The 21,565-nt window shown below is 68.5% G+C and carries 16 protein-coding genes; 10 read left to right on the top strand and 6 right to left on the bottom strand.

The window, feature by feature from the left end; all coding sequences use genetic code 11:
• Window positions 1–188: 188 nt before the first annotated feature.
• Window positions 189–692, bottom strand: a complete 504-nt coding sequence (locus tag E8M01_RS07280; protein ID WP_246088626.1) for a CinA family protein — start codon at window positions 690–692, stop codon at window positions 189–191.
• Window positions 689–2,167, bottom strand: coding sequence for a glucose-6-phosphate dehydrogenase (gene zwf / locus E8M01_RS07275; RefSeq protein ID WP_136959522.1), 1,479 nt, complete (start codon window positions 2,165–2,167; stop codon window positions 689–691). The genes E8M01_RS07280 and zwf overlap by 4 nt, the downstream gene beginning before the upstream one ends.
• 118 nt (window positions 2,168–2,285) lie before the next feature.
• On the opposite strand from zwf, the gene E8M01_RS07270 reads away from it, so the two are divergent.
• Window positions 2,286–2,894 carry a YdeI/OmpD-associated family protein gene (locus E8M01_RS07270; protein WP_136959521.1) on the top strand — a complete coding sequence of 203 codons (609 nt, stop codon included), beginning with the start codon at window positions 2,286–2,288 and terminating at the stop codon, window positions 2,892–2,894.
• 44 nt (window positions 2,895–2,938) lie between these two features.
• Here E8M01_RS07270 and E8M01_RS07265 read toward each other — a convergent pair whose 3' ends face one another.
• Window positions 2,939–3,592 (bottom strand): phosphoribosyltransferase, encoded by a 654-nt coding sequence (locus tag E8M01_RS07265; RefSeq protein WP_136959520.1) that lies wholly within the window; start codon window positions 3,590–3,592, stop codon window positions 2,939–2,941.
• Between the two features lie 223 nt (window positions 3,593–3,815).
• On the opposite strand from E8M01_RS07265, the gene E8M01_RS07260 reads away from it, so the two are divergent.
• Window positions 3,816–4,736: an adenylate/guanylate cyclase domain-containing protein gene (locus E8M01_RS07260; protein ID WP_136959519.1), complete on the top strand. Its 921-nt coding sequence runs from the start codon at window positions 3,816–3,818 to the stop codon at window positions 4,734–4,736.
• Between the two features lie 27 nt (window positions 4,737–4,763).
• Here E8M01_RS07260 and E8M01_RS07255 read toward each other — a convergent pair whose 3' ends face one another.
• The 3 genes from E8M01_RS07255 to E8M01_RS07245 all read right to left on the bottom strand — a co-directional run bounded on the left by E8M01_RS07255 (window position 4,764) and on the right by E8M01_RS07245 (window position 8,462).
• On the bottom strand, window positions 4,764–5,045 hold the full coding sequence (locus tag E8M01_RS07255; protein WP_136959518.1) for a PAAR domain-containing protein: 282 nt from the start codon (window positions 5,043–5,045) through the stop codon (window positions 4,764–4,766).
• A gap of 119 nt (window positions 5,046–5,164) precedes the next feature.
• Window positions 5,165–5,767, bottom strand: a complete 603-nt coding sequence (locus tag E8M01_RS35500) for a tail fiber domain-containing protein (RefSeq protein WP_246088625.1) — start codon at window positions 5,765–5,767, stop codon at window positions 5,165–5,167.
• A 37-nt stretch (window positions 5,768–5,804) separates the two neighbouring features.
• Entirely contained in the window at window positions 5,805–8,462 is a 2,658-nt protein-coding gene (locus E8M01_RS07245) for a caspase family protein (RefSeq protein ID WP_136959517.1), read from the bottom strand.
• A gap of 526 nt (window positions 8,463–8,988) precedes the next feature.
• Here E8M01_RS07245 and E8M01_RS07240 point away from each other — a divergent pair.
• From E8M01_RS07240 to E8M01_RS35260, 8 genes are all read left to right on the top strand, one after another.
• A complete protein-coding gene (locus E8M01_RS07240; RefSeq protein ID WP_170181816.1) occupies window positions 8,989–10,323 on the top strand; it encodes a M23 family metallopeptidase in 1,335 nt (444 codons plus the stop codon).
• Between the two features lie 187 nt (window positions 10,324–10,510).
• Window positions 10,511–11,302 (top strand): Crp/Fnr family transcriptional regulator, encoded by a 792-nt coding sequence (locus tag E8M01_RS07235; protein ID WP_136959515.1) that lies wholly within the window; start codon window positions 10,511–10,513, stop codon window positions 11,300–11,302.
• 222 nt (window positions 11,303–11,524) lie between these two features.
• Window positions 11,525–12,862: a type VI secretion system baseplate subunit TssK gene (gene tssK / locus E8M01_RS07230; RefSeq protein WP_136959514.1), complete on the top strand. Its 1,338-nt coding sequence runs from the start codon at window positions 11,525–11,527 to the stop codon at window positions 12,860–12,862.
• Window positions 12,859–14,328 carry a type VI secretion system protein TssL, long form gene (gene tssL, locus E8M01_RS07225; RefSeq protein ID WP_136959513.1) on the top strand — a complete coding sequence of 490 codons (1,470 nt, stop codon included), beginning with the start codon at window positions 12,859–12,861 and terminating at the stop codon, window positions 14,326–14,328. Before tssK ends, tssL begins: the two co-directional genes overlap by 4 nt.
• Window positions 14,329–14,350: 22 nt before the next feature.
• Entirely contained in the window at window positions 14,351–17,935 is a 3,585-nt protein-coding gene (gene tssM / locus E8M01_RS07220) for a type VI secretion system membrane subunit TssM (RefSeq protein WP_136959512.1), read from the top strand.
• 7 nt (window positions 17,936–17,942) lie between these two features.
• A complete protein-coding gene (gene tagF, locus E8M01_RS07215; RefSeq protein WP_136959511.1) occupies window positions 17,943–18,614 on the top strand; it encodes a type VI secretion system-associated protein TagF in 672 nt (223 codons plus the stop codon).
• A 4-nt stretch (window positions 18,615–18,618) separates the two neighbouring features.
• Window positions 18,619–19,437 carry a PP2C family protein-serine/threonine phosphatase gene (locus E8M01_RS07210; protein WP_136959510.1) on the top strand — a complete coding sequence of 273 codons (819 nt, stop codon included), beginning with the start codon at window positions 18,619–18,621 and terminating at the stop codon, window positions 19,435–19,437.
• Window positions 19,430–21,559, top strand: coding sequence for a serine/threonine-protein kinase (locus E8M01_RS35260; protein ID WP_136959509.1), 2,130 nt, complete (start codon window positions 19,430–19,432; stop codon window positions 21,557–21,559). Before E8M01_RS07210 ends, E8M01_RS35260 begins: the two co-directional genes overlap by 8 nt.
• Window positions 21,560–21,565 lie beyond the last annotated feature (6 nt).

The following is a 21,565-nucleotide window of genomic DNA, read 5'->3' as shown; positions in this document are numbered from 1 at the left end:
CTTGGTTTCCTGTCCGTTTCCACCTGATACCGGCCAGGCTTTCTCGATCCGCTTCGTTCGGTGAGCGGTGCCTGGCTTTCTGATATACTAGTGGACCAGCAGCGATTGGCAATCGCCGCGCGCCAGGATTTGCAGGATGGCGGCCGGGCTGAAACGGCGGCCCGGCGCTGCAGCGCGGCCCTGCCGGATCAGGCCTGGTCCAGCGCCTGTTCGAGCAGGGCGAGCGCCTGGATAGCGAACAGGCGCATATTGGCTGCGCGATCCGACAGGCCGGTTTCCAGCGTCTCGACCCGCGACGACGGGCCGCTGATGGCAAGGCAGCTATGGCCGGCGGCATCGCCATAACGATTGCCGGTCGGACCGGCGGCGCCGGTCTCGGCGAGGCCCCAGCTCGCCTGGAAGGCGATGCGCGATCGTTCGGCCAGCAGCCGCGCATAGGGCTCGGAGGACGAGCGCATGCCGGCCATGTCGTCGAGCGAGATGCCGAGCAGGGCTTCGCGGGCCGTGGCCGTATAGACCACCGCGCCGCCGAGGAAATAACGCGATGCCCCGGGCACGGCGAGCAGCGCCGCCGAGAGCAGTCCGCCGGCGGAGGATTCGGCCACCGCGATGGTCTCTCTGCGCGCGATCAGGCGCGCCGCGACGCGGCCGGCGACCTCATCCAATTCCGTGCTCATCATGTCCTGCCTCATGCTCCATCCTCCTGCCAGGTCCGCCCGTCACGTTCGATCAGCGCGATCGCGGCCGAGGGCCCCCAGGTGCCGGCCGTATAGGGGCGCGGCGGCTCGTCCATATTGCGCCAGGCCTCCAGGACGGGATCGATCCAGCGCCAGGCCGCCTCGACCTCGTCGCGCCGCATGAACAGCGTCTGGTCACCGCGCACGACATCGAGGATCAGGCGTTCATAGGCATCGGGATTGCGCACCTTGAAGGCCTCGGCGAAGGTCATGTCGAGCGGCACATGGCTGAGGCGGATGCCGCCGGGCCCGGGGTCCTTGATCATCAGCCAGAGCTTCACGCCTTCGTCCGGCTGTAGCCGGATGACCAGCTGATTGGGCAGGATCGGCCCGGCCGTTTCGCTGAAGGCCGAATGCGGCACCGGCCGGAAACCGATGACGATCTCGGAGACGCGGGCGGCGAGGCGCTTGCCCGTGCGCAGATAGAAGGGAACGCCGGCCCAGCGCCAGTTCGCCAGCTCGGCCTTGACGGCGACGAAGGTCTCGGTCCGGCTCTGCGGCGAGCCGAGTTCGTCGAGATAACCTGGCACCGCCCCGCCGGCCGAGGCGCCGGCCCGATATTGGCCACGCACGGTGGCACCCGCGGCATTGTGCCGGTCGATCGGTTTCAGCGCGCGCAGCACCTTGAGCTTCTCGTCGCGCACCGCATCGGCCTCGAGCGAGGGCGGCGGCTCCATGGCGACCAGGCAGAGGAGCTGGAGCAGGTGATTCTGCACCATGTCGCGCAGGGTTCCCGCGGTGTCGTAATAGCCGGCGCGGCCCTCGACGCCGAGGCTTTCGGCAACCGTGATCTGGACATGGTCGATATGGGCGCTGTTCCACAGCGGCTCGAACAGCGCGTTGGCGAAGCGCAAGGCCATCAGGTTCTGCACGGTCTCTTTGCCGAGATAGTGATCGATCCGGTAGACGCGCTCCTCGGGAAACACCTTGCCGATGGCCTGGTTCACCTGGATCGCAGAAGCGAGGTCCCGGCCAATCGGCTTTTCGATCACCACCCGGGCATCGTTGCCGGACAGCCCGAAACGGCCGAGCTTCTCGCAGATCGGCCCGAACAGTTGCGGTGCGGTGGCGAGATAGTGGACCGGAATACGATCGGCAAAGGCGGCGACCTTGCTCGACAGATCGCTCCAGCCGTCCTCGCCCTCGGCGTCGACTGCGGCATAATGCAGCCGGGCCAGGAAGCGATCGAGGTCCGGCCCGGCGCCGTCGGCAGCCGGGACATGTTCGATAATGGCGGCGCGGGCGAGCGCACGGAACGCGTCCTGTGTCATGGCGCGCCGTGCCACCCCGATCATGACGGCTTCGGCCGGCAACTGGCCGGCGAAATCGCGCTGGAACAACGCCGGCAGCAGCTTGCGGCGCGCCAGATCGCCGGTCGCGCCGAACACGGTCAGGACAAAGGGCGCCACCGGTATCACGCGGCTGGTCATGCAAGGGCCTTTCTTCGGTGCGATCGAGAGCCATCCCAGCCGGCCGCGTGATCATGCCCTGGACGAAGCCTGGCTGGAAGCCTATCGGCTTGTTCCCGCCAAGGAGTGTTTAAGCCCGATGAAAGCAGAAGACACGGACCTGCCGATTATTGCCTTCGCCAGCGCCGCGGAGTGGGAAGCCTGGCTTGGCGCGCAGCCCAGGACCGCGCCGGGCGTCTGGCTGAAATTTGCCAAGAAGACCTCGGGAATCGCCAGCGTGTCGCAGCTGGAGGCGGTCGAAGGCGCGCTCTGCCACGGCTGGATCGACGGCCAGAGCAACCAGGTCGACAAAGACTTCTGGCTGCTCCGCTTCACCCCGCGCAAGGCGCGCAGCCGCTGGTCGGAGGTCAACCGGACCAAGGCGCTGAAGCTGATCGAGCAGGGCCGGATGGCGCCGGGTGGCCTCGCCGAGGTGGAGCGCGCCAAGGCCGACGGCCGCTGGGAGGCGGCCTATGCGCCGCAGAGCACGATCGGCATTCCCGACGACCTCAAGGCGGCGCTCGACGCCGCCGCGGAGGCCAAAGCCCTGTTCGAGCAACTGGACGGCCGGAACCGCTATGCCATCCTGCATCGCATCCACGCGGTCAAGAAAGCCGAGACCCGGGCGCGCCGGATCGAGACCTATGTCGCGATGCTCGGACGCGGCGAGACGATCTATCCGCGGACGGGCAAGCGCCAGCCAGTGTGAGGTGTTCGGGCCGGGCGCGCCGGCGACGGAACCGCTTGATCCCATCAAGGGTCTTGGTTCCGCCGTCCGGCTGCCTCCAGGCAGGCGATGACCTCGGCATCGTCCACCTGCGGGAAGCTCAGGTAGTGGCGGCTGACCGCGCTCAGGTCTGCGGGCGCCTCCTGGCAGACCACCACGTCGACCTCGGCCTGGAGCGCCGTCACCTGGTCGGCCGCGGCGACCGGAACGGCAAGAATGATCCGGCCGGGCCGGCGGCGGCGCACCGCCTGGATCGCGACGCGGATCGAGGCACCGGTCGCGATGCCGTCATCGACGATGATGACGTCGCGCCCGGCGAGTTCCACCGGGCTGCGGCAGGCGCGATAGCGCTGGCCGCGCCGTTCGAGCTCAGCCCGCGCCCGTGCGACCAATTGGTCGGCTTGGGCACTGCCGACGTGCAGGTACCGCAACAAGACATCGTCGAGCACGATGTCGGCTTCGGCTCCCTCGACGACGGCGCCGAGCGCCAGTTCGGGCTGGGCCGGTGCGCCGATCTTGCGGACCAGGACGAGATCGAGAGGCGCGCCGAGAATCGTGGCGATTTCGGCGGCGACCGGTACGCCGCCGCGCGGCAAGGCGAGGACCACCGGCCGGTCCAGCGTCATGGCGGACAGTCGGGCCGCGAGCAGACGGCCGGCGTCTTGCCGATCCCTGAGCATTCGGCTGCCTCCTCCGCTTCTGCGGCCGTGGCGGCGTTCCTGCCCGATCATAACACGAGCGCGGCCATCGCCAGCCGCCATCCGTGCCGAGACGCTTGACGTCCGGGGGTGTCGCGAACCAAGCTCGGCGGGTCCGAAACGTGGTATGCCGCGACAGGCCCCTGGCCATCCGGCCAGACCTCCCCTGTCGTGAGCGCCAGCCCCTTTCGAGTGCGGACCCCAGATGAACCAGAGCCGGGTAGACCGCGGGATCCTGTTTGCCGATGTCGAGGGCAGCGTGCGGCTGTTCCGCCGCCTGTCCGACCCGGTCGCGCATGACGCGGTCGAGGCTTGCCTCGGCGAAATCCGCGGGGCGGTCGACCAGGCCGGCGGGCAGGTGGTCAAATCGATCGGCGACGGTGTCATGGCGGTGTTCGACGATTTGGCGATGGCCTGCGAGGCGGCGGTCGCCGCCCAGCGCCGGTTGAACGCCCGTTTGATCGACCGGCCGGTGCCGGAGGGCGAGGCGACCCGCCTGCGGATCGGCATCCACGCCGGTCCGGTGATTGCCGAGGCCGGAGATTTTTTCGGCGACACCGTCAATATCGCCTCGCGGCTCGCGGGCGTCGCCAGCGGTGGCGAAATCATCATGGACATGGCCTTGGCCAAGCAGCTGTCGCCGATCCAGCGGCGCATGGTTCGCCGCCTCGGCACGATCGCGATCAAGGGGCTGACGCCGCCGCGCGCCATCGCCGAGCTGTTGTGGGACACCAATCCGGGCTCCACGGTGACGGTGGTGACCGGCCGGTGGGGCGGCTCGCGCGGGCCCCAAGGCGGTCCACGCCTGGGCCTTGCCTATGCCGACCGGCGCTGGACCTCGCTCGACGGCAGCGAGCGGATCACCATTGGCCGGAACGAAGGCAATACCATCGTCGTCGCCGAGCCGCGCGCCTCGCGCGACCACGCCACCATCGAGTTCCGTGGCGCGCTGTGGGTGCTGATCGATCACAGCACCAATGGCACATCGGTGGCTTTTGCCGACGAGGCCACGATCATGTTGAAGCGCCAGGAGCTGATCCTGCATGGCCTGGGCACGATCGGCGCGGGGTTCGATCCGGCCAAGGCGCCCGGCGGGGCGATCCGCTTCACCGTGCTGAGCACCTGACGCGGCGGCCGGTTCGAGGGCGGCCCGTTATCCGCCGATCAGCACCGTGAAGCAGCCGGTCAGGATGGCGCCGCCGGCCAGCGTCAGGTCGGCGATGCGGGCGGCCGGCAACCCGCCGATCAGCACCGAGGTCGAGCCGGTGATGATCGGATCCGGCACGGGCACGCAGACGCAGACATCGGTTATGCGGGCCGCCGGCAGGGCGCCGATCAGCACATTGGGCATGCCGACGGCGACGATCGGCGTCATCGCCGGCGCCACCATCGGGCACATGTGCATGTCCGTCAGCCGTGCGGCGGGGCGACCCATCCGACCTGTCTCCCTGGGTGGCGAGAGCCGCCTGCCGCGGTCTCGCGGATTGATGGCCGGCGCGGCTGGCGACCGCGCCTGCGGCGCCGGCCGGCGCCGCGCTGCGAGGGCTGCCGCCGTCAGGCCGGCGCGTGGGCCTTGGTCCATTCCTCGAAGGTGGTCATGCGCACGTCGATCAGGTCGTAGGCGACCATCAGATAGCCGCTCTCGGTGGTGATCACCGCTTCCGGCTTCACCTGCATCACGTCCTGCGCCATGACGCCGACATAACGCGGCCCGCCCCAGATATATTCGAAGGCGTAGATCGGCAGGCCGCTGGCCGACGAGCCGACCCGCTCGATATTGCGCTTCAGGCGGATATCCGACCAGCCGCCGCTGCCCGCGCCGCCGCCGCCGCCGCCGGCATCGCCACCGCCGCCCATCGTGCCGACAGTGCCGGGAACATCGGGTGCCACCTGCCGCGGACGGACCCGCTCAACCTGCCGCGTCTCGGCCCTCGGCGCCTCCCGGTACCGGCGCGGTTGCTCGACATAACGCACCTCGCGCTCGCGGTACCGGCGCGGCTGCTCGACGTAACGCACGGGGGCTTCCCGATAATAGGTGCTGGTGACCCGCGTGCGCGGACGGTCGTCCCATTCGGCTCGATCACTGACGCAGCCGGTCAGGATGAACCCGGCCGCCAGGATGCATGCCGCACCAGTGGTCTTGTGCATTTTCGACATCATGTCCTCCATTGGGCAGTCGTTCCGCCCGTCCGTCTCAGAACAGGTCAATGCGCGGGTTGCGTTGTTCCCAGCTGCGCCGCGCCAGGGCGACCAGCCGGTCTTCGAGCGAGGCGGCGCTGACCGCGGCCGCGTCAGCGCCGGTCAACTGCCTGAGCAGGCGTTGCTCGACCTTTCGCTTGTCGTCTTCCGGCAGGCGATGAAGCAGCTGCCGGGCATTGTTGTCGGGATCGCCGACGCCTGGACGATTGAGCGCCGTGGCGAGCGCGAAATAATAGCCGGCATCGACATTGTTGCGCAGGCGGCCAGCGCCCTGCAGTGCCAGCCGGCCCCGGTCGAAGGCGCCCCAATAGTCGCCCCGCTCGGCACCACGTTCGAACCAGGTCGCGGCGAGCGCTTCGTTGCGTGGCACGCCGGCGCCGTCGCGATAGAGCCTGGCGACATTGGTCGGCGCATAGGGATGCCCGCCCGAGGCGGCCCGGACGAAATAGTCCATGGCCTTCCTGACGTCGCGCGGCACGCCGGTGCCACGCAGATAGGCGACGCCGACATTGTTGAAGGAGTAGATGTCGCGCCGCTCGACGCCGGCCTGGTAGAAGCGCATGCCGCGCTCGGTGTCGGCGGTCATGCCGGAACCCGAGGTGAAGATATAGCCGAGCTCGTTCATCGCGTAGGTGTGGCCGAGATCGGCGGCGCGCAGCATCATGGCCAGCCCGTTGCCGACATCCTTGTCGACGCCGCGGCCATAGAACAGGGCCTTGCCATAGTCATAGATCGAGTAGGGGTCGCCACGGTCGGCGCCGCGCTTGAACATCTCGACGGCGGCCGCCTCGGATGCCGGCCGGCCGACGCCGAGGCGATTGAGATAGCCGATCTGATAGAGCGCGCGAACATGACCGCGATCGGCCGCCGCCTCGGCATGGCGCCAGCCTTCGGCGACCGCGCGGGCGGCGAGATGGGCACGGCCGAGCTGGAACTCGAACCGGGCGATCGCCGGATATTGCCGCATGGCCTCGCCGCAGGCCCGCAGCGCGGCCGGCGGGTCGATCTCATTGGGCAGCCGCCCGGGCGCCACGCCCTGAAGGTCGAAAGGCTCGGCCGCGGCGGTGTCGCAAGGATGGATGACCGGCCGCGCGGCGAAACCCGAAGCGGTCCGGCGCTCGCCGGTATCGAAGGTCAGGCGGAATGATTGGGTCCGGCCCTGGGTGCCGATCTGCGGCTCGAAGGTCAGGCTGGCGATCTCCGCCAGCGGCAAGGTCGAGCCGGCTTCGACGACCCGGTCGCCGGCGCGCAGCATGCCGGTCGCCGGGACCTCGTTGACGGTGACGTTCAAGGTCTCGCCGCCCGGCGGGACACGCACCTCCGGCAATCTCAGCGGCACCGGGCCAACCCCGATCGGCGCTTCCGGCGACAGGCGCTGCAGCGAAGCGACATAGGCGTGGGCCTCCTGATGGCGCGGCGGGGGCGCGACCGGGCGGGTCTGCTGGGCGAGACGGGTGGCGGATGAGCGCGCCATCTGGGCGGCCTCGGTGACCGACACCGCGATGGCGCCCTGGCTGGACTGCTTCCAGGGATCGGACACGGCATAGGTCAGGAGTTCGACATGGCCGGCCGGTGCGGCGCCGGGATCGAAGGTGAGGTGGGGCAGCCTGGCGGCCGGGATCGGGCTGCCGGCCTGGACCGGGCGCCCGTCGACCAGCAGGCGACCGGTTTCGGGAATGCGGTCGAAGGCGATGGTCAGGGGCGCGCCGGAGGGGCTGCGCGGTGTCGGCAGGTCGATCGGCGCGCCGCCGCTGCCGGCGACGATATTGAGCCGGTGGATCGCCGCCGTGCTCGGCGCGCCGGGCAGCCGCAGCATGAAGAAATCGTCGACCAGCGACGAGTTCTCCCAGGGCCTCTGCTGGCCGTTGGTGGCGGTGATGACGTCGCGCCGGACCTGGGTCAGCATCTGCCTGAGCTCGAGATTGGGCGTCAGGGCGCGGCGCACGAAGGCCTGGGTATAGTGGCTGAGGTCGCCGGAGCCGTCATAGGCGACTTGCCGCGGTTCGGTCGAGAAGGCGAACAGGCTGCCATTGCCCGACAGGGCGCCGGCCGGCGACGATGTGCTGGCCGGACGTGCCAGGCCGCGATTGCCGGCCGCACGCTCCAGCCGGTCGGCGATCCAATATTGTTCGGCGTTGAACGGATTATCCCGGCAGGCATCCAGGAAAATCAGCTGAACCTTGGTCGTTTCGCGAATGTATCTGTAGATATTGTCAACCCGAATTGTCTCGATCTCGACGTCGTAAGGCGTCGAAAGTTTGGCATCGATCGGGATCAGGTAATTGTGGTCAGCGACATGGACGCCGTGGCCGGAATAATAAATGAGGCTGACATCGGCGCTCTCGACCGAGCGGAGGAACGTCTTGACCAGCTCCTCGAACTGGACGCGGGTGAGATCGCGCCCGTAAATGACCTCGAATTGCGCCGAGCGGAGCACCGCGACGACCTCGCGCACGTCGTTTGTCGGGTTCTTCAGCCGTGGCAGGTGTGCATATTCGGAATTGCCGATGACCAAGGCGACCCGCTTGGCGGGGGCCTGCGCCGCGGCCGCCTGAACCATCCAGAAGGTTGCCAGCACGACAGCTGCGGCGGTCGCGAGCATGCGGGCAAAGCGGCGGGTTGCGGTACGGAACCTGTCTCGTTGTGCTATCATTTCTCGCCTCGCCCTGTTGTCGGCCGTGCAGAGAAGGATGGTTGCACTCTCATCCCATTGAAGCTTGTCATGACGATGAACCAATGCTTGGGGAGCGTCAACGAACCAATGCTTGAGCGGCCTTGACGATTGCTCCCCCAACTCATCGATATGGTCCGTGCGCTGGCGCACATGACGCAGAGTTGGGGGACGTTATGACATGCGCCGCTGGGCTGTTTATTCGTGTGACGCGGATGTCAAAGCTGATACCCGGTGCCAAAAATGGGCCAGGAATTGCCACAAGCGATCACTTGGCCGAAAATTGACAGCCCAGGCATTGGTGCTTATTTTTTTAAGTAAACTTGACCCTTAACCGCTGAAAACTCCCATGTGGAAGGCCGGTTCATCAGGTTCTGCTTCAAAGAGACGCCCGCTCAATATTGCGGGCGCGAAAGCGAATTCGCGGGTTCGTGAATTTTCCGTCGGCAACGGCACGCTATTTGTCGTCATATTTGTCTTTGGCCTGGTCGCCGCCTGGGGCGCCGGCATGACTTACTTGCTGTTCTCCGGCAACAGGCTGGCGGCGAGCGCGGTGGCCCGGACCGGGCAACTGCAGGACCTGCACGAGCAGCAATCGCTGGAATATCGCCGGGCGCTGACTGCCGCGCGGGCCGAGGCCAGCCGGGCCCAGCGCGATCTCGACCGGATGAGCCTGGACCGGACCGGCGTCGAGGGACGGTTGGTCGACCTGGCCCGGCGCCAGAGCCAGATCGAGACCCGGCAATCGGCTTTCGTCAGGCTGACCGAACAGATCGGCGGGGCGCCGATCGCGGCGCTCGGCGCCGGCCTCGGCCGGGTCGGCGGCGACGCGGTGCCGGTGCCGACGGCGCGTCCGGGTGGACCGCGGGAGCGGACGCGGTCGCTGTTGCCGGAAACCGAAGAGGCCGAGGCCGAGGTCAATCTCGACCCGGATGCCGAGCCGGCCGAACTGCCGCCGCCGGAAGAGCATCACGGCGACGCCGGCGCCTCCGAATTCGGCCCGGCGCGGGCCATCGCCAGCCGCCCGAGCCGACCCGGCCGGCCGGCACCGGCGACACCGGCTGCCCCAGCCATCCCGACATCGCTCGCCGCGCGCGAGGCGCTCGAAGTGGTCGAACTGCTCGACCGACGCGTCAAACGGCTGGAGACCGACCAGGTTCGGGCGGTTCAGGCGATGGGCGCGGCGACCCGGACACGGGCCAATCTGTTGCGCCAGGCGGTCGATGTCGCCGGCCGCGAGCTGACCGGCATCCTCGAGCCGGCCCGCAACAGGGCGGCGGCGGTGGTTTCCGTGGTGACCCGGCGCGACGCGGAGGATGCCGGCCCCTTCGGGCTGGCGATCACCGAAATTCGCCAGAACGTTGCGGTCATCCGGCGCCTGGGGCCGACCATCGAGACCTTGCCGCTGCGCCGGCCGGTGGGGCCGGAGAACCGGATCTCCAGCCGTTTCGGGCCGCGCTCCGATCCCTTCCTCGGCACCGCCAGGCTGCATGCCGGCCAGGATTTCGCGGCCCCCTCGGGGACGCCGGTTTTCGCCACCGGCGGCGGCGTCGTCCTTTCCGCCGGCTGGGGCGGCGGCTATGGCAACCTGGTCCAGGTCGACCACGGCAACGGCCTGGTGACGCGTTATGCCCATCTGTCGGAAATCCTGGTGACGCCGGGGCAGCCGGTCGCGGTCGGTGCCCGGGTCGGGCTGGTCGGTTCGACCGGCCGGTCGACCGGCGCGCATCTGCATTACGAGACCCGGCTCCACGGCACCTCGAACGATCCGATGCGCTTCATGCGGGTCGGCGAAGAACTCGGCATGAGCCAGACGCGGCCGCGGGCGGACTTCATTCCCTAGGTGTTTGATCCCGGCATTATCCATATTGGCCCGATATCGGGCCAAGATCAGTTCCTGGCGTTTCACACAGTCGACGCGGGCCGACTTGAGGGCCATGCTGCCACCAAGGCATGTCCCTCGGGTTCGCGGCCGGTCTTGATCCCGACGCTTACCTTAGGGCAAGCTCCCGGCCCCAGAGAGGATCGTCATGTCGCAGTCTGACCATGCCGGGCGTTCGCCGGTCGAGGCCAAGGATGACGCGCCGCTGCCGCCGAAGGTCGCTGGCGCCGCCGCATCCCATCAGCTGACGGATCTGGCCTTCTTCGCTGGCGCCGACCCGGCCATCGCCAAGCGCAACGAGGCGCGGGTGCGCTGGATCGAGTTCAAGCCCGACGCGCTGGTGATGGATTTCGACGACGAGAGCGACGATGTCTTCGTGATCATTCGCGGCTCGGTCCGGGTGTTGATGCGGACCAATCTCGGCCACGAGCTGATCCTGGGCGATTTCGAAGGCGGCACGATCATCGGTGAAATGGCAGCCATTGACGGCCTCCGGCGCGGCGCCAACGTCACCGCGCTGGTGCGCACCCAGGTTTGCCGGATTCCGGCGGCGGTGTTTCTGGACATCGTGCTCGGCTCGCCGCCGGTCGGGCTCAGGCTGATGCGCATGCTCACCGCGCGGGTTCGCCTCGGCAATATGAAACTCTTGGAACACACGATCCTGTCGGTCCGGCTCAGGCTGCTCAGCGAGCTGTTGAGGCTTGCCCGGCCGGCGCGTGGCGCCCCCGGGCTGGTGGTCAGTCCGCCGCCGATCCAGTCGGATCTGGCCGCCCGCATCGGCGCGCGCCGCGAGGCGGTCTCGCGCGAGCTCAACGACCTCGATCACATCGGCCTGATCCGCCGCGACCGCGGCGCCCTGTCGATCCCGAAACCGGACCTCATCCGTAGCGAGATCGAGAAGCTGGGCGTGGTCCCCGGCGGTCGCGCCGGGGCCTCGTGAGCGATCTGCCGCGGCCGGCGATGTGCGGCAGCACACAGCCTGACCGGGTCACGGCCGTCATGGTTTGCCGACAAGAAGTCACTTGGAAACAAAGCTGCGTTACGCTCTGCTCAGTCTTCGCCGAAGACGAGGCAAATCGTGCCACCTCTTCTCAACCTTGGAATGCCGCGCTACGATCTTTGAAGCCTTAAGTCGCTGCGCGATAGAACGCATGGATTGTTCATGTCGTGGTTCGGGAAAGTCGCGTGGTCTGAGGGTCTGTTTCTGCGACCCCACCACATGCAACAAGGCGATCGCTATCTCGAGCGCCTGGTGGAAACGCGTGCGCGTGACATCACGCCCTACCCTTGGGGTTTCGCGCAGGTCGAGATCGATCGCGACCTCGCCCAGCAGAGCCGCTTCGCGCTGCGCCGGGCCAGCGGCATCATGCCCGACGGCACGCCCTTCGACCTGCCGATGGACGGGCCGCTGCCGGCGCCGATCGAGATTCCCGACAATGCCGCCAAGAGCACCGTCTGGCTGTCGCTGCCGGTGATCTCGCCGAACACCCGGGAAGTCGACACCGGCAGTGCGGAGACCGGCAGCCGGTTCGTCACCGCGACCCAGACCATCATCGATTCCAATTCCTCGCTGCGCATCGAGGAAGAGATCGACATCGCCTTTCCACGCCTCAGCTTCGATGTCCGCAAGACCCAGAAGCCCGGCTACGTGTCGCTCGGCGTCGCCCGCGTGCTGGAAATCCGCGACAAGGCGATCATCTTCGACGACCGCTATGTGCCACCGCTGCTGATCTGCAACGCCCATCCGACCGTCGACGGCTGGATGGACCGGATCATCGGCTGGATGGACAACAAGCTGGAGGAGCTGGCCCGTTATGCCGCCGATCCGACCGCCGGGGGCGGCCTGCAGACGGTCGACTATTTCGTGCTGCAATTGCTCAACCGGCACCTGGCCGTGCTCAAGCATCTGAGGATGACCCGCTACGCCCATCCGGAGCGGCTCTATGTCGAGCTCTTGCATTTCGTCGGCGAGCTGGCGACCTTCGCCTCGGCCGAGCGGCGGACCAATGATTATCCGGCTTACGACCACGACGATCTGGAAAATACCTTCGCGCCCGTGGTGCGCGACATCCAGGAATATCTGAGCATCCGCTACGGCCGCCGGGCGATCCGGCTGGAGATCGTCGAGCGGGCGGCCAATGCCTTCGTCTCGACCATCAAGGACCGTTCGCTGTTCCGCAACGCCAACCTGGTGCTGGAGGTTTCGGCGCGCCGGCCGCTGACCGAAATCCAGACCGAATTCCCGCAACTGTTCAAGGTCGGCCCGAACACCAAGATGAACGAGATCGTGCATGCCCATCTGCCGGGCGTGCCGCTGATCCACCTGCCGACCCCGCCGCCGCAGATCCGCGCCATGGCGGACCACGTCTATTTCCTGCTCGACCGGACCTCGCCGCTCTGGCCGGAATTTTCCACCGCCAGCGCCGTCGGCTTCCATTTCTCGGGCACCTGGCCTGACCTGGAGCTGGAGTTCTGGGCGATCCTCGGAGATCGTCCGTGACCGACAAACCCCCGCCCTTCGATCCGTTCGGCCGCAGCGACCGCACCATCGTGCAGCCGAACCCCGGAGGGCGCCGGGCCCAGCCGCAGTCTCCGGCCCAGCCGCCTTCGCCGCCCCAGGCGCCGTCCGGCGGCGCCGGAGCGGCGGGACGGGAGGACGACTGGACCAGCGGCCGGGCGGCCGAGCCCGAGCCACCGCCGCCGCCGGCGCGGGGCGCCGCGTCGCCGCAGCCCGGCCAGGTCATGCTGCTCAAGCGCGACGTGCCGATCGCGCCGAACGACAACATCCTGCTGGAAGCGGCCTGCCCGCTGCTGCTGCTGCTCGGCCGGCTGCGCGCCTCGTTGATGCAGGCCCGCTTCGCCGACCTGATGGACCAGGTGGCCGACGCCATCGACACGTTCGAGAAAGAGGTGCTGGCGCATGGCGCGAGCGCCGAACAGGCGGCCGACGCGAAATATGCGCTGGCCGCCACCGCCGACGACATCGTCCAGAACATTCCATCGGAAGACCGGCCGATCTGGACCCAATACAGCATGCTGTCGCGCTTCTTCGGCGAGCGGACCGGTGGCGTGCGCTTTTTCGAGAAGCTCGACAAGGCCAAGCTCGACCCGCTCAGGAACTACGACCTGCTCGAGCTGATGTATGTCTGCCTGGGCATCGGCTTCCAGGGCATCCACCGTACCTCCGGAGGCGGGGCGGCGGCGCTCCAATCGATCCAGCGCAATCTCTACGAGACCCTGAGGCGGGTCCGGCCAAGGACCGATCTCGACCTGTCGCCGCATTGGCGTGGTCAGGATCTCCCGCCGGCCGCCGCGACCTTTCGCGTGCCGCTCTGGTCGGTCGCCGCGGTCGCCGCGGCGATCCTCGGCGTGACCTTTATCACGCTCAGGCTGCTGCTGGCCGGATCGTCGGACACGGTGGCGACCGAGACGCGCCGGGTGGTGCCGGACGGTACCATCGCCTTGCTGCGCCGGGCGCCGGTGCAGCCGCCGCCACCGCCGCCCGCCTCGACCCAGCTCGACTGCATCCGGGCGGGGCTCGCGGCCGAGATCAGCGCTGGCCGCCTGAGCGTGGTCGAATCGGCCAATTCGGTGATCCTGCGGGTCGGCGCCTTCGCCTCGTTCAATTCCGGTCAGGCCACCGTGCTCGACAGTTTCCGCCCGGTCGCCACCAAGATCGGCGCGATCCTCGAACAGCAGGCCGGCGCCATCAAGGTGATCGGCCATTCCGACAGCACGCGGATCGCGACCGCGCGCTTCCCGTCGAACTGGCATCTCTCAGTCGAGCGCGCCCAGGCGGTGGCCAATCTGATTCGCCCCGCCCTGACCCAGCCGCAGCGGGTCGAGGTCGAAGGCAAGGGTGCCGACCAGCCGATCGATTCCAATGAAACGAACGAGGGCAGGGCCCGCAACCGGCGTGTCGAACTGATGATCCCGCGCGACCGCGCGGCGACGTCATGCCGGTAAGCCGCGCGAGAGGCTGCAGGCGATGAAGATGAAGATCTGGCTGTTGCTCGTCTGCTACGCGATCGGAGGGCTGGCGCTCGCCGCGCTGGTCTGGTTCGTCGGACCGCTGATCGCGATTGCCAATGTCCGGCCGCTCGATCCCGCCTGGGTCCGCTGGCTGATCATCGGACTGATCGCCGTCACGCTTCTGGCCGCCATCGTCATCACCATCGTGAGGCGCCGGAAGGCCGAGGCGATGCTGGCCAAGAGCCTCGAGGGCGAGGGCCAGGGCGAGGCCGAACCGACCGGCGACGGCGAGGTTCTGGCCGACAAGATGAAAGATGCGCTGCAGACGCTGCGCAAGGCGTCGGGGGCGAGCGGCGATTATCTCTACGATCTGCCCTGGTACATGATCATCGGGCCGCCGGGCTCGGGCAAGACCACCGCGCTGATCAATGCCGGCCTCAAGTTTCCGCTGGCGCGCGGCATGACGCCGGCGGCGGTGGCCGGTGTCGGCGGCACCCGCTATTGCGACTGGTGGTTCACCGAGGACGCCGTGCTGATCGACACGGCGGGCCGCTATACCACGCAGGATTCGGAGCAGAAGGGCGACCAGAAGAGCTGGCTGTCCTTCCTCGAACTGCTCAAGGAGAACCGGCCGAAACAGCCGATCAACGGCGTCATCGTGTGCATCAGCCTCGAGGACCTGGTGACCGGCGGGCCCGAGATGACGCGCGCCCATGCCGAGGCCATCCGCGCCCGCCTGATCGAATTGCACGACCATCTCAAGGTCGACTTCCCGGTCTATGCGATGTTCACCAAAGCCGACCTGGTCGCCGGCTTCGTCGAGTTCTTCGGCCATCTGAACGAGGCCGGACGCAAGGTCGTCTGGGGCGCGACGTTCCAGACCGACGACAAGACGCTGAACAAGGTCGGCGAGGTTCCGGAAGAATTCGACCTGCTGATCGAGCGGCTGAACCTCGAACTGGTCGACCGGCTGCAGGACGAGCCGACGCCGGTGTCGAAGGTGCAGGTGCTGAGCTTTCCGAGCCAGATGGCGGCGAGCAAGGAGGCGATCGTCAATTTCCTCGGCCGCATCTTCGAACCGACCCGCTACCATGCCAATGCGACGCTGCGCGGCTTCTATTTCACCTCGGGAACCCAGCTGGGCACACCGATCGACCGGCTGATCGGCGCGCTCAGCCGGTCGTTCGGCGCGCAGGAACTGGCCGCCAGCGGCTATTCCGGCATGGGCAAAAGCTATTTCCTGACCGACCTGATCACCAAGGTGATCGTCGGCGAGGCGGGCTGGGTGTCGACCAACCGGGCGGTGGTCCGGCGCAACAGCCTGGTGCGCGGCGCCGGTTTCGCAGCCATCGCCCTGGTTTGCGCCGGCCTGTTCGGCGCCTGGTGGGTCAGCTATCAGCGCAACAGCGAGCTGATCGAGCAGACGTTCCAGAGCACCACCCGCTACCGGCTGATCGGCGAGGATGTCAGCGCCGAGACGGTGATCGCCGATGGCGACCTGAGCCGGCCGCTGCGGCACCTCTTCCATCTGCGCCAGATGCCGGCCGGTTATGCCGAGCGCGACATGGCGACACCGCTGCCCGAGACTTTCGGGCTGAGCCAGAGGCCGCGGCTCAATTCGGCGGCCGAAAGCACCTATCAGGCGGCGCTCGAGCGGCATTTCCGTCCACGCCTGCTGTTCCGCCTGGAAACCGAGCTGCGCAGCCGGCAGCAGGACGCGGCCTATGCCTACCAGGCCTTGCCGATCTATCTGATGCTGGGCGGCCGGGAGCCGCTCGCCAAGGACCAGGTCCGCGCGTTCCTGCGCAATGACTGGGAGCAGAACCAGTTCCGCGGCGCCGCCAATGCCGACGGCCGGCGGGTACTCGGCGAGCATCTCGACGCGCTGATGGAGTTCGACCCGCCAACCGACACGCGGGCGGTGGCGCTCGACGAGGCGCTGATCCAGGAGACCCAGAGGACGCTCGGCCGGATGGGCGTGATCGACCGCGCCTTCGAGCTCATTCGTTCGGCCGCGGCCCAACAGCGCAGCCGCGACTGGACCGCCAAGGCCAAGGGCGGGCAGGACGCCGCGCGGGTGTTCGAGGCGCGTGTCGGCGAAGATCTCGATGCCGCCCGCGTCCCCTTCCTGTTCACCTATGACGGTTTCCACGAGGCTTTTCTCGGCCGCCTGGCCGAGGTCCGGGCGCAGGTCGAGCGCGAGCGCGGGCTGATGGGCGAGGTCGCCGACCAGCAGGCGCTGCAACGCCAGTTCGATCAGCTCGAGCCGGCTTTGCTGGCCCGCTACGGGCGCGAGTTCGGCAGTGCCTGGGATACGGCGCTGCGGACGCTGCGCATCAGGTCGCTGACCGCCGACCGGCCGCGCTATGTCACGCTCGACGCGGCGGCACGCGCCACCTCGCCGCTGATCGCGCTGTTCGAATCGATCCGCGACGAAACCCAGCTGACCCGCGACCGGCCGAAGCCGGCGGGCGCGCCGGCGACCACGAGCCCTGCGACCCCGCCGCGCGTCGCCTTCCCGGCCGGCGTGGTTCCGGGCGCCGAGATCGAGGCATCGTTCCGGGCCATGCATGTGGTGGTCGAGGCTCAGGGCGGGCGGCGGCCGATCGACGATCTGATCAAGAATCTCAGTGATATCCACCAGTCGCTGATGGCGATGTCGGATCCGGCCCAGACCACAGCCGCAACGCAGATGTTCCGCACCCATCTGCAGTCCCTGCGCGGCAATGCCACGCGCCTGCCACCGCCGTTCTCGACGATGATGCAGACGGCCGCCAATTCGTTCGATTCGGATGCGACCGGCACCACCCTGGCGCGGCTCGGCCAGGCGCTGACCGAACAGGTCGCCGAGCCGTGCCGACTGGCGACCGCCGGTCGCTATCCGTTCACCCGCGGCTCGACCAACGACATGTCGATCGGCGATTTCGAGCGACTGTTCGGCACCAATGGCACGATCGACCGCTTCTTCGCCGCCAATCTCGCACCCTATGCCGATACCACGCGGCGCGACTGGACCTGGAACCAGACCAATCCGGTCGGGCGGGAATTGCCGGTGGCCCTGCTGCGCGATTTCCAGCGCGCCGCGGCGATCCGCGAGACCTATATGCGCACCGGCGCCGCCGGCTTTTCCTTCGTCGTCCGCAACATGACCATGCCGCAAGGCATCGTGTCGGCGAGGCTCGAGGTCAATGGCGCGATCCTCGCCAAGGACGCGCCGGAACCGCCGCCGCCACCGCCGCCAGCCCCCTCCGGACTGGAAATCCTGTTCGGCCAGCGCCCGCCGCCACCGCCCCAGCCGCAACGGCCGCGGCCGCCCGACGCGCCGACCCCGATGCAATGGCCCGGCCCGGCCGGCATGCAGAAGGCCGCGGTCATCCTGGTCCAGGACCAGGCCGGCCGCACCGCGACGCTGGAGCGCAGCGGACCCTGGGCGCTGTTCCGGCTGCTCGAAGCCGGCACCGTCCAGCGCAGCGGCGAGACGGTGATCGCGACCTTTTCGGTTGGCGGGCGCGAGGTCGCCTATCAGATCAACGTGGCGGCGGCGGTCAATCCCCTGACCTCGACGGTGCTTCGCGAATTCCGCTGTCCCGGCGGCCGGTGACTGGCCCATGGCTTATGGTGTCTTCGGAAAATTGCCGGCCAAACGCGATTTCGTCGCGATCGACCTGCCATCGCCGGTGCTCAGGCCCTGGGAAACCTGGCTGCAGGGCGTCATGGCGGCCAGCAAGCTGTCACTCGGCAACCATTGGAACGCGGCCTTCATCAAGGCGCCGATCTGGCGGTTCTGGTGCGGTTCGAGCGTTCTTGGCACATCGGTCGTCGGTGCCCTGATGCCGAGCGTCGATGGGGTCGGGCGCTATTTTCCGCTGACGGTAGCCGCCCCGGCGCCGACAGGCCATCGCTTCGCGCCGCCGAGCCAGGACAACAGGACCGCGGATTTCGAGGCGCTGGAGGATCTGATGCTGCTGGCGCTTGATCCGGACTGTGATTTCGATGCCTTTCTGGCAAGCCTGCGCGCGATCGAGGCGCCCGCGGCCCTGACCGGTCCGGCCCTCGGCGATGGCGAGACCTTCCTCGGCATCGGCGCCGGCGAGGCGACGCTAGACGACCGGCTGAACGATGCCCAGCGCCGGGCCGAGGCGGCGGCGGTCGAGGCCATGTCGGCCTGGTGGACGGTTGGCGGCGACGGCTTCGCGCCGGCGGCGCTGAACGTCCGCGGCCTGCCGTCGTCGGCGACATTCGCCGCCATGCTGACCGGCACATTCGAGCAGGGGTCGTAACGCCATGCCCGCACGTCGCTCACCCCAGGACAACGGCCTGACCTTCGAGACCGCCGCGGCCAGCCATGTCGGCTGCGTGCGCGGCGAGAACCAGGACGCCTTCATCGCCCGTTCGGATATCGGCCTCTGGGCGGTCGCCGACGGTGTCGGCGGGCTCTCCGACGGCCAGTTGGCCAGCGCGACCATGGTCGAGGCTCTGGCAACCATCGGCCCGCCGGCGACCGCCGCCGATCTGCTCGCCCAGTTCGAGGAGCGCGCCTGGCAGGCCAATCGTGCCCTGCGCCGCTATGCGGTCGAGAAGGAGGTGTCGCTTGGCACTACCGTCGTCGCGCTGCTGGTCTTCGATGACGCCTATGCCTGCGTCTGGGCCGGCGACAGCCGGCTCTACCTGGTCCGCGACGGCGCGATCAGCTGCGTCTCGGAGGACCATACCGAGGCGGCGGCCCTGCTGAAGCGCGGCCTGGTGACCGCGGAGGAGGCGCAGAACTGGCCGCGGCGCAACATCATCACCCGCGCGATCGGCGTCGTCGACGAGGTCGAACTGGATATCGCGCAGGGAAAGGCGGAAGATGGCGATGTCTTCGTGCTGTGTTCGGATGGGCTGAACACCCATCTGGCCGATGCGGAGATCCTGGCGCTGCTCGCCGGCCGTACGCCGCGCGCGGCCTGCGACGCGCTGGTCGATGCGACATTGTCGCGGGGCGCCACCGACAACGTCACCGTGATCGTCGTCTGCCTGCGCGGCCATGAAAAGACCGGCTCGACGCGCAACCCTCGCGAGCGCACCGTGCTGATGTCGCGAAGGAATGCCGCTGATGGCTGATCAGACCGCCGTCATCTTTGGCCGGGTGCCGCCGGGAACGCGGCTGAACGACACCTATGAGATCGACACGCTGATCGCCGCCGGCGGCATGGGCGAGGTTTATCGCGGCCACCTGATCGAGACCAGCGACCAGGTGGCGATCAAGCTGATCCGTCCGGAACTGATCGGCAACGAAGCCGCGCTCGCGCTGTTTCGCAAGGAAGCCTCGGCGCTGCATCACCTGCATCACGAGGCGATCATCCGCTATTTCGTCTTCGCCATCGATCCGGTGCTCAAGCGGCCCTATCTGGCGATGGAGTTCGTCGACGGCGAACCGCTGTCGGACCTGATCAAGCGCGGCCCGCTCGCCGTCGGGCAATGCGCCATCCTGCTGCGCCGGCTGGCCGCGGGGCTCGCCGCCGCCCATGAGATCGGCATCATCCACCGCGACATTTCCGCCGACAACGTCATCCTGCCCGGCGGCGACGTGCGCCGGGCCAAGATCATCGATTTCGGCATCGCCAAATCGACCCTGTTCGGCGCGACCACCGTGATCGGCGATGGTTTCGCCGGCAAATACAACTATGTCTCGCCCGAGCAGCTCGGGCTGTTCGGCGGCACGATCACCGCGAAATCCGACATTTACAGCCTCGGATTGCTGATCGCCGAGGCGCTGCGCGGCAAGCCCCTCGACATGGGCCGCAGCCATGTCGAGACGATCGAGCGCCGCCGCGAGGTGCCTGACCTTGCCGGCGTCGATGCTGCGCTTGCGCCGCTGTTGAGCGACATGCTGCAACCGCAGCCGGACGATCGGCCAGCCTCGATGGAGGCGATCCGCGACTGGTCGGCGCGGCCGCTGCCGTCGGCCGCGGCCGAGGCGGCGCCGATGGCCGAATTCGGCGCGCGGCGGCGTGGGCGGCTGCGCGCGGCGGAAGCCGAATTGCACGCGCCGCCGCGCCGCCGCTGGGTGCCGGTCGCGGTCGGCGCGGCAGCCCTCTTCGCGGTCGCGGCGACCAGCCTTGCCGTCATCACCTGGGCGCCGGGCCTGATCCCCGGCCAGACGACGGGGGCGGCCGACGACGATCCGTTCCCGCCGCTCACGCCGGCCAACCGGCCACCGGCCGAACGGCGAGACGGGCAATCGCCGCCGCTGCTGACCCAGTCTCCGGGGCAGGAGCCGCGCGACGGTGCCGCGCCGGCATCGCCCGCCGATCAGAACGACCAGGCGCCGACGAGCCTTGCCGAGGCGCTGGAGCGACTGCGGCGGCAATCGCAGGGCCGCGAGCAGGGAGCACAGGGCCAGACGCCGGCGACCGTCGAACCTGTGCGAACCGAACCTGGCGCGCCATCGCCCGAACCGGTCCGGACCGATCCGCCGCCCCGGCCGGGGCCCTCGCGGCCGGAGCCGGAGGGAGCGCCGTCCCCGGTCGTTCTCGGGCCCGCGACACCGGCCGTTACCCCGGTGACGCCGCCGCCGTCACCGACGCTGCCGCTCCCGACACTCCCGACACCGCGCCTGCCCGAGCCGGCGACACCGGCCGATTTCGTCCGTTCCTATGATGGCGGACCCTGCCTGTTCCTGGCGGTCCGTTCGGCCGGCGATCGGCAGGTCGACGTCGAAGGCTTCGGTGTTTCGAAAGCGGCGATCGATCGGTTCGACGTGGATTTCAAGCGCGCCAACGGCTTCGAGGCGCAGATTCAATTCCGGCCGCTCAGCCAGGCCCAATGTCCCGCCGTCGATTTTCTGCGCATGGTGGCCGGCGAGCGCGATCCCGCGCTGCGCTTCGATCTGCAGACCTTCAACGTGCGGCCGGGCCGGACGATCGACGGCACCATCCAGGGTGCCGGCCTGAAGAGCGTCAGCGTGCTGATGGTGACGGATGACGGCCTGGTGCAGCATGTGCCGGCGCGGTCGCAGCCGAGCGGGCGCGTCAGCCTGATCAGCATCGCGACAGAACCGGGCACCGTGGCGCGGCAGCGGCCCAAACTGGTGCTGGCCATCGTCGCCGCGCAACGGCCGGCGGCGCTGGACTTCCGCGGGCAGGCATCGGCGGCGACCCTGTTCCCGGCGCTGCAACGCGAACTGGCCGGCAATCCGCAGTCGGTCAGCGTGCTCCGGCAATATTTCCGGATCGAGAATTGAGCCTCC

The organism is Phreatobacter stygius, assembly GCF_005144885.1.
GTDB lineage: Bacteria > Pseudomonadota > Alphaproteobacteria > Rhizobiales > Phreatobacteraceae > Phreatobacter > Phreatobacter stygius.
Note: the sequence above shows the minus strand (reverse complement) of the source record. Positions and strands in the feature narration are given on the sequence as shown.

Coding starts and splice junctions, on each gene's coding strand:
- E8M01_RS07280 (WP_246088626.1), bottom strand. CDS start 692: ATGAGGCAGGACATGATGAGCACGGAATTGGATGAGGTCGCCGGCCGC.
- zwf (WP_136959522.1), bottom strand. CDS start 2,167: ATGACCAGCCGCGTGATACCGGTGGCGCCCTTTGTCCTGACCGTGTTC.
- E8M01_RS07270 (WP_136959521.1), top strand. CDS start 2,286: ATGAAAGCAGAAGACACGGACCTGCCGATTATTGCCTTCGCCAGCGCC.
- E8M01_RS07265 (WP_136959520.1), bottom strand. CDS start 3,592: ATGCTCAGGGATCGGCAAGACGCCGGCCGTCTGCTCGCGGCCCGACTG.
- E8M01_RS07260 (WP_136959519.1), top strand. CDS start 3,816: ATGAACCAGAGCCGGGTAGACCGCGGGATCCTGTTTGCCGATGTCGAG.
- E8M01_RS07255 (WP_136959518.1), bottom strand. CDS start 5,045: ATGGGTCGCCCCGCCGCACGGCTGACGGACATGCACATGTGCCCGATG.
- E8M01_RS35500 (WP_246088625.1), bottom strand. CDS start 5,767: ATGTCGAAAATGCACAAGACCACTGGTGCGGCATGCATCCTGGCGGCC.
- E8M01_RS07245 (WP_136959517.1), bottom strand. CDS start 8,462: ATGATAGCACAACGAGACAGGTTCCGTACCGCAACCCGCCGCTTTGCC.
- E8M01_RS07240 (WP_170181816.1), top strand. CDS start 8,989: ATGACTTACTTGCTGTTCTCCGGCAACAGGCTGGCGGCGAGCGCGGTG.
- E8M01_RS07235 (WP_136959515.1), top strand. CDS start 10,511: ATGTCGCAGTCTGACCATGCCGGGCGTTCGCCGGTCGAGGCCAAGGAT.
- tssK (WP_136959514.1), top strand. CDS start 11,525: ATGTCGTGGTTCGGGAAAGTCGCGTGGTCTGAGGGTCTGTTTCTGCGA.
- tssM (WP_136959512.1), top strand. CDS start 14,351: ATGAAGATGAAGATCTGGCTGTTGCTCGTCTGCTACGCGATCGGAGGG.
- tagF (WP_136959511.1), top strand. CDS start 17,943: ATGGCTTATGGTGTCTTCGGAAAATTGCCGGCCAAACGCGATTTCGTC.
- E8M01_RS07210 (WP_136959510.1), top strand. CDS start 18,619: ATGCCCGCACGTCGCTCACCCCAGGACAACGGCCTGACCTTCGAGACC.
- E8M01_RS35260 (WP_136959509.1), top strand. CDS start 19,430: ATGGCTGATCAGACCGCCGTCATCTTTGGCCGGGTGCCGCCGGGAACG.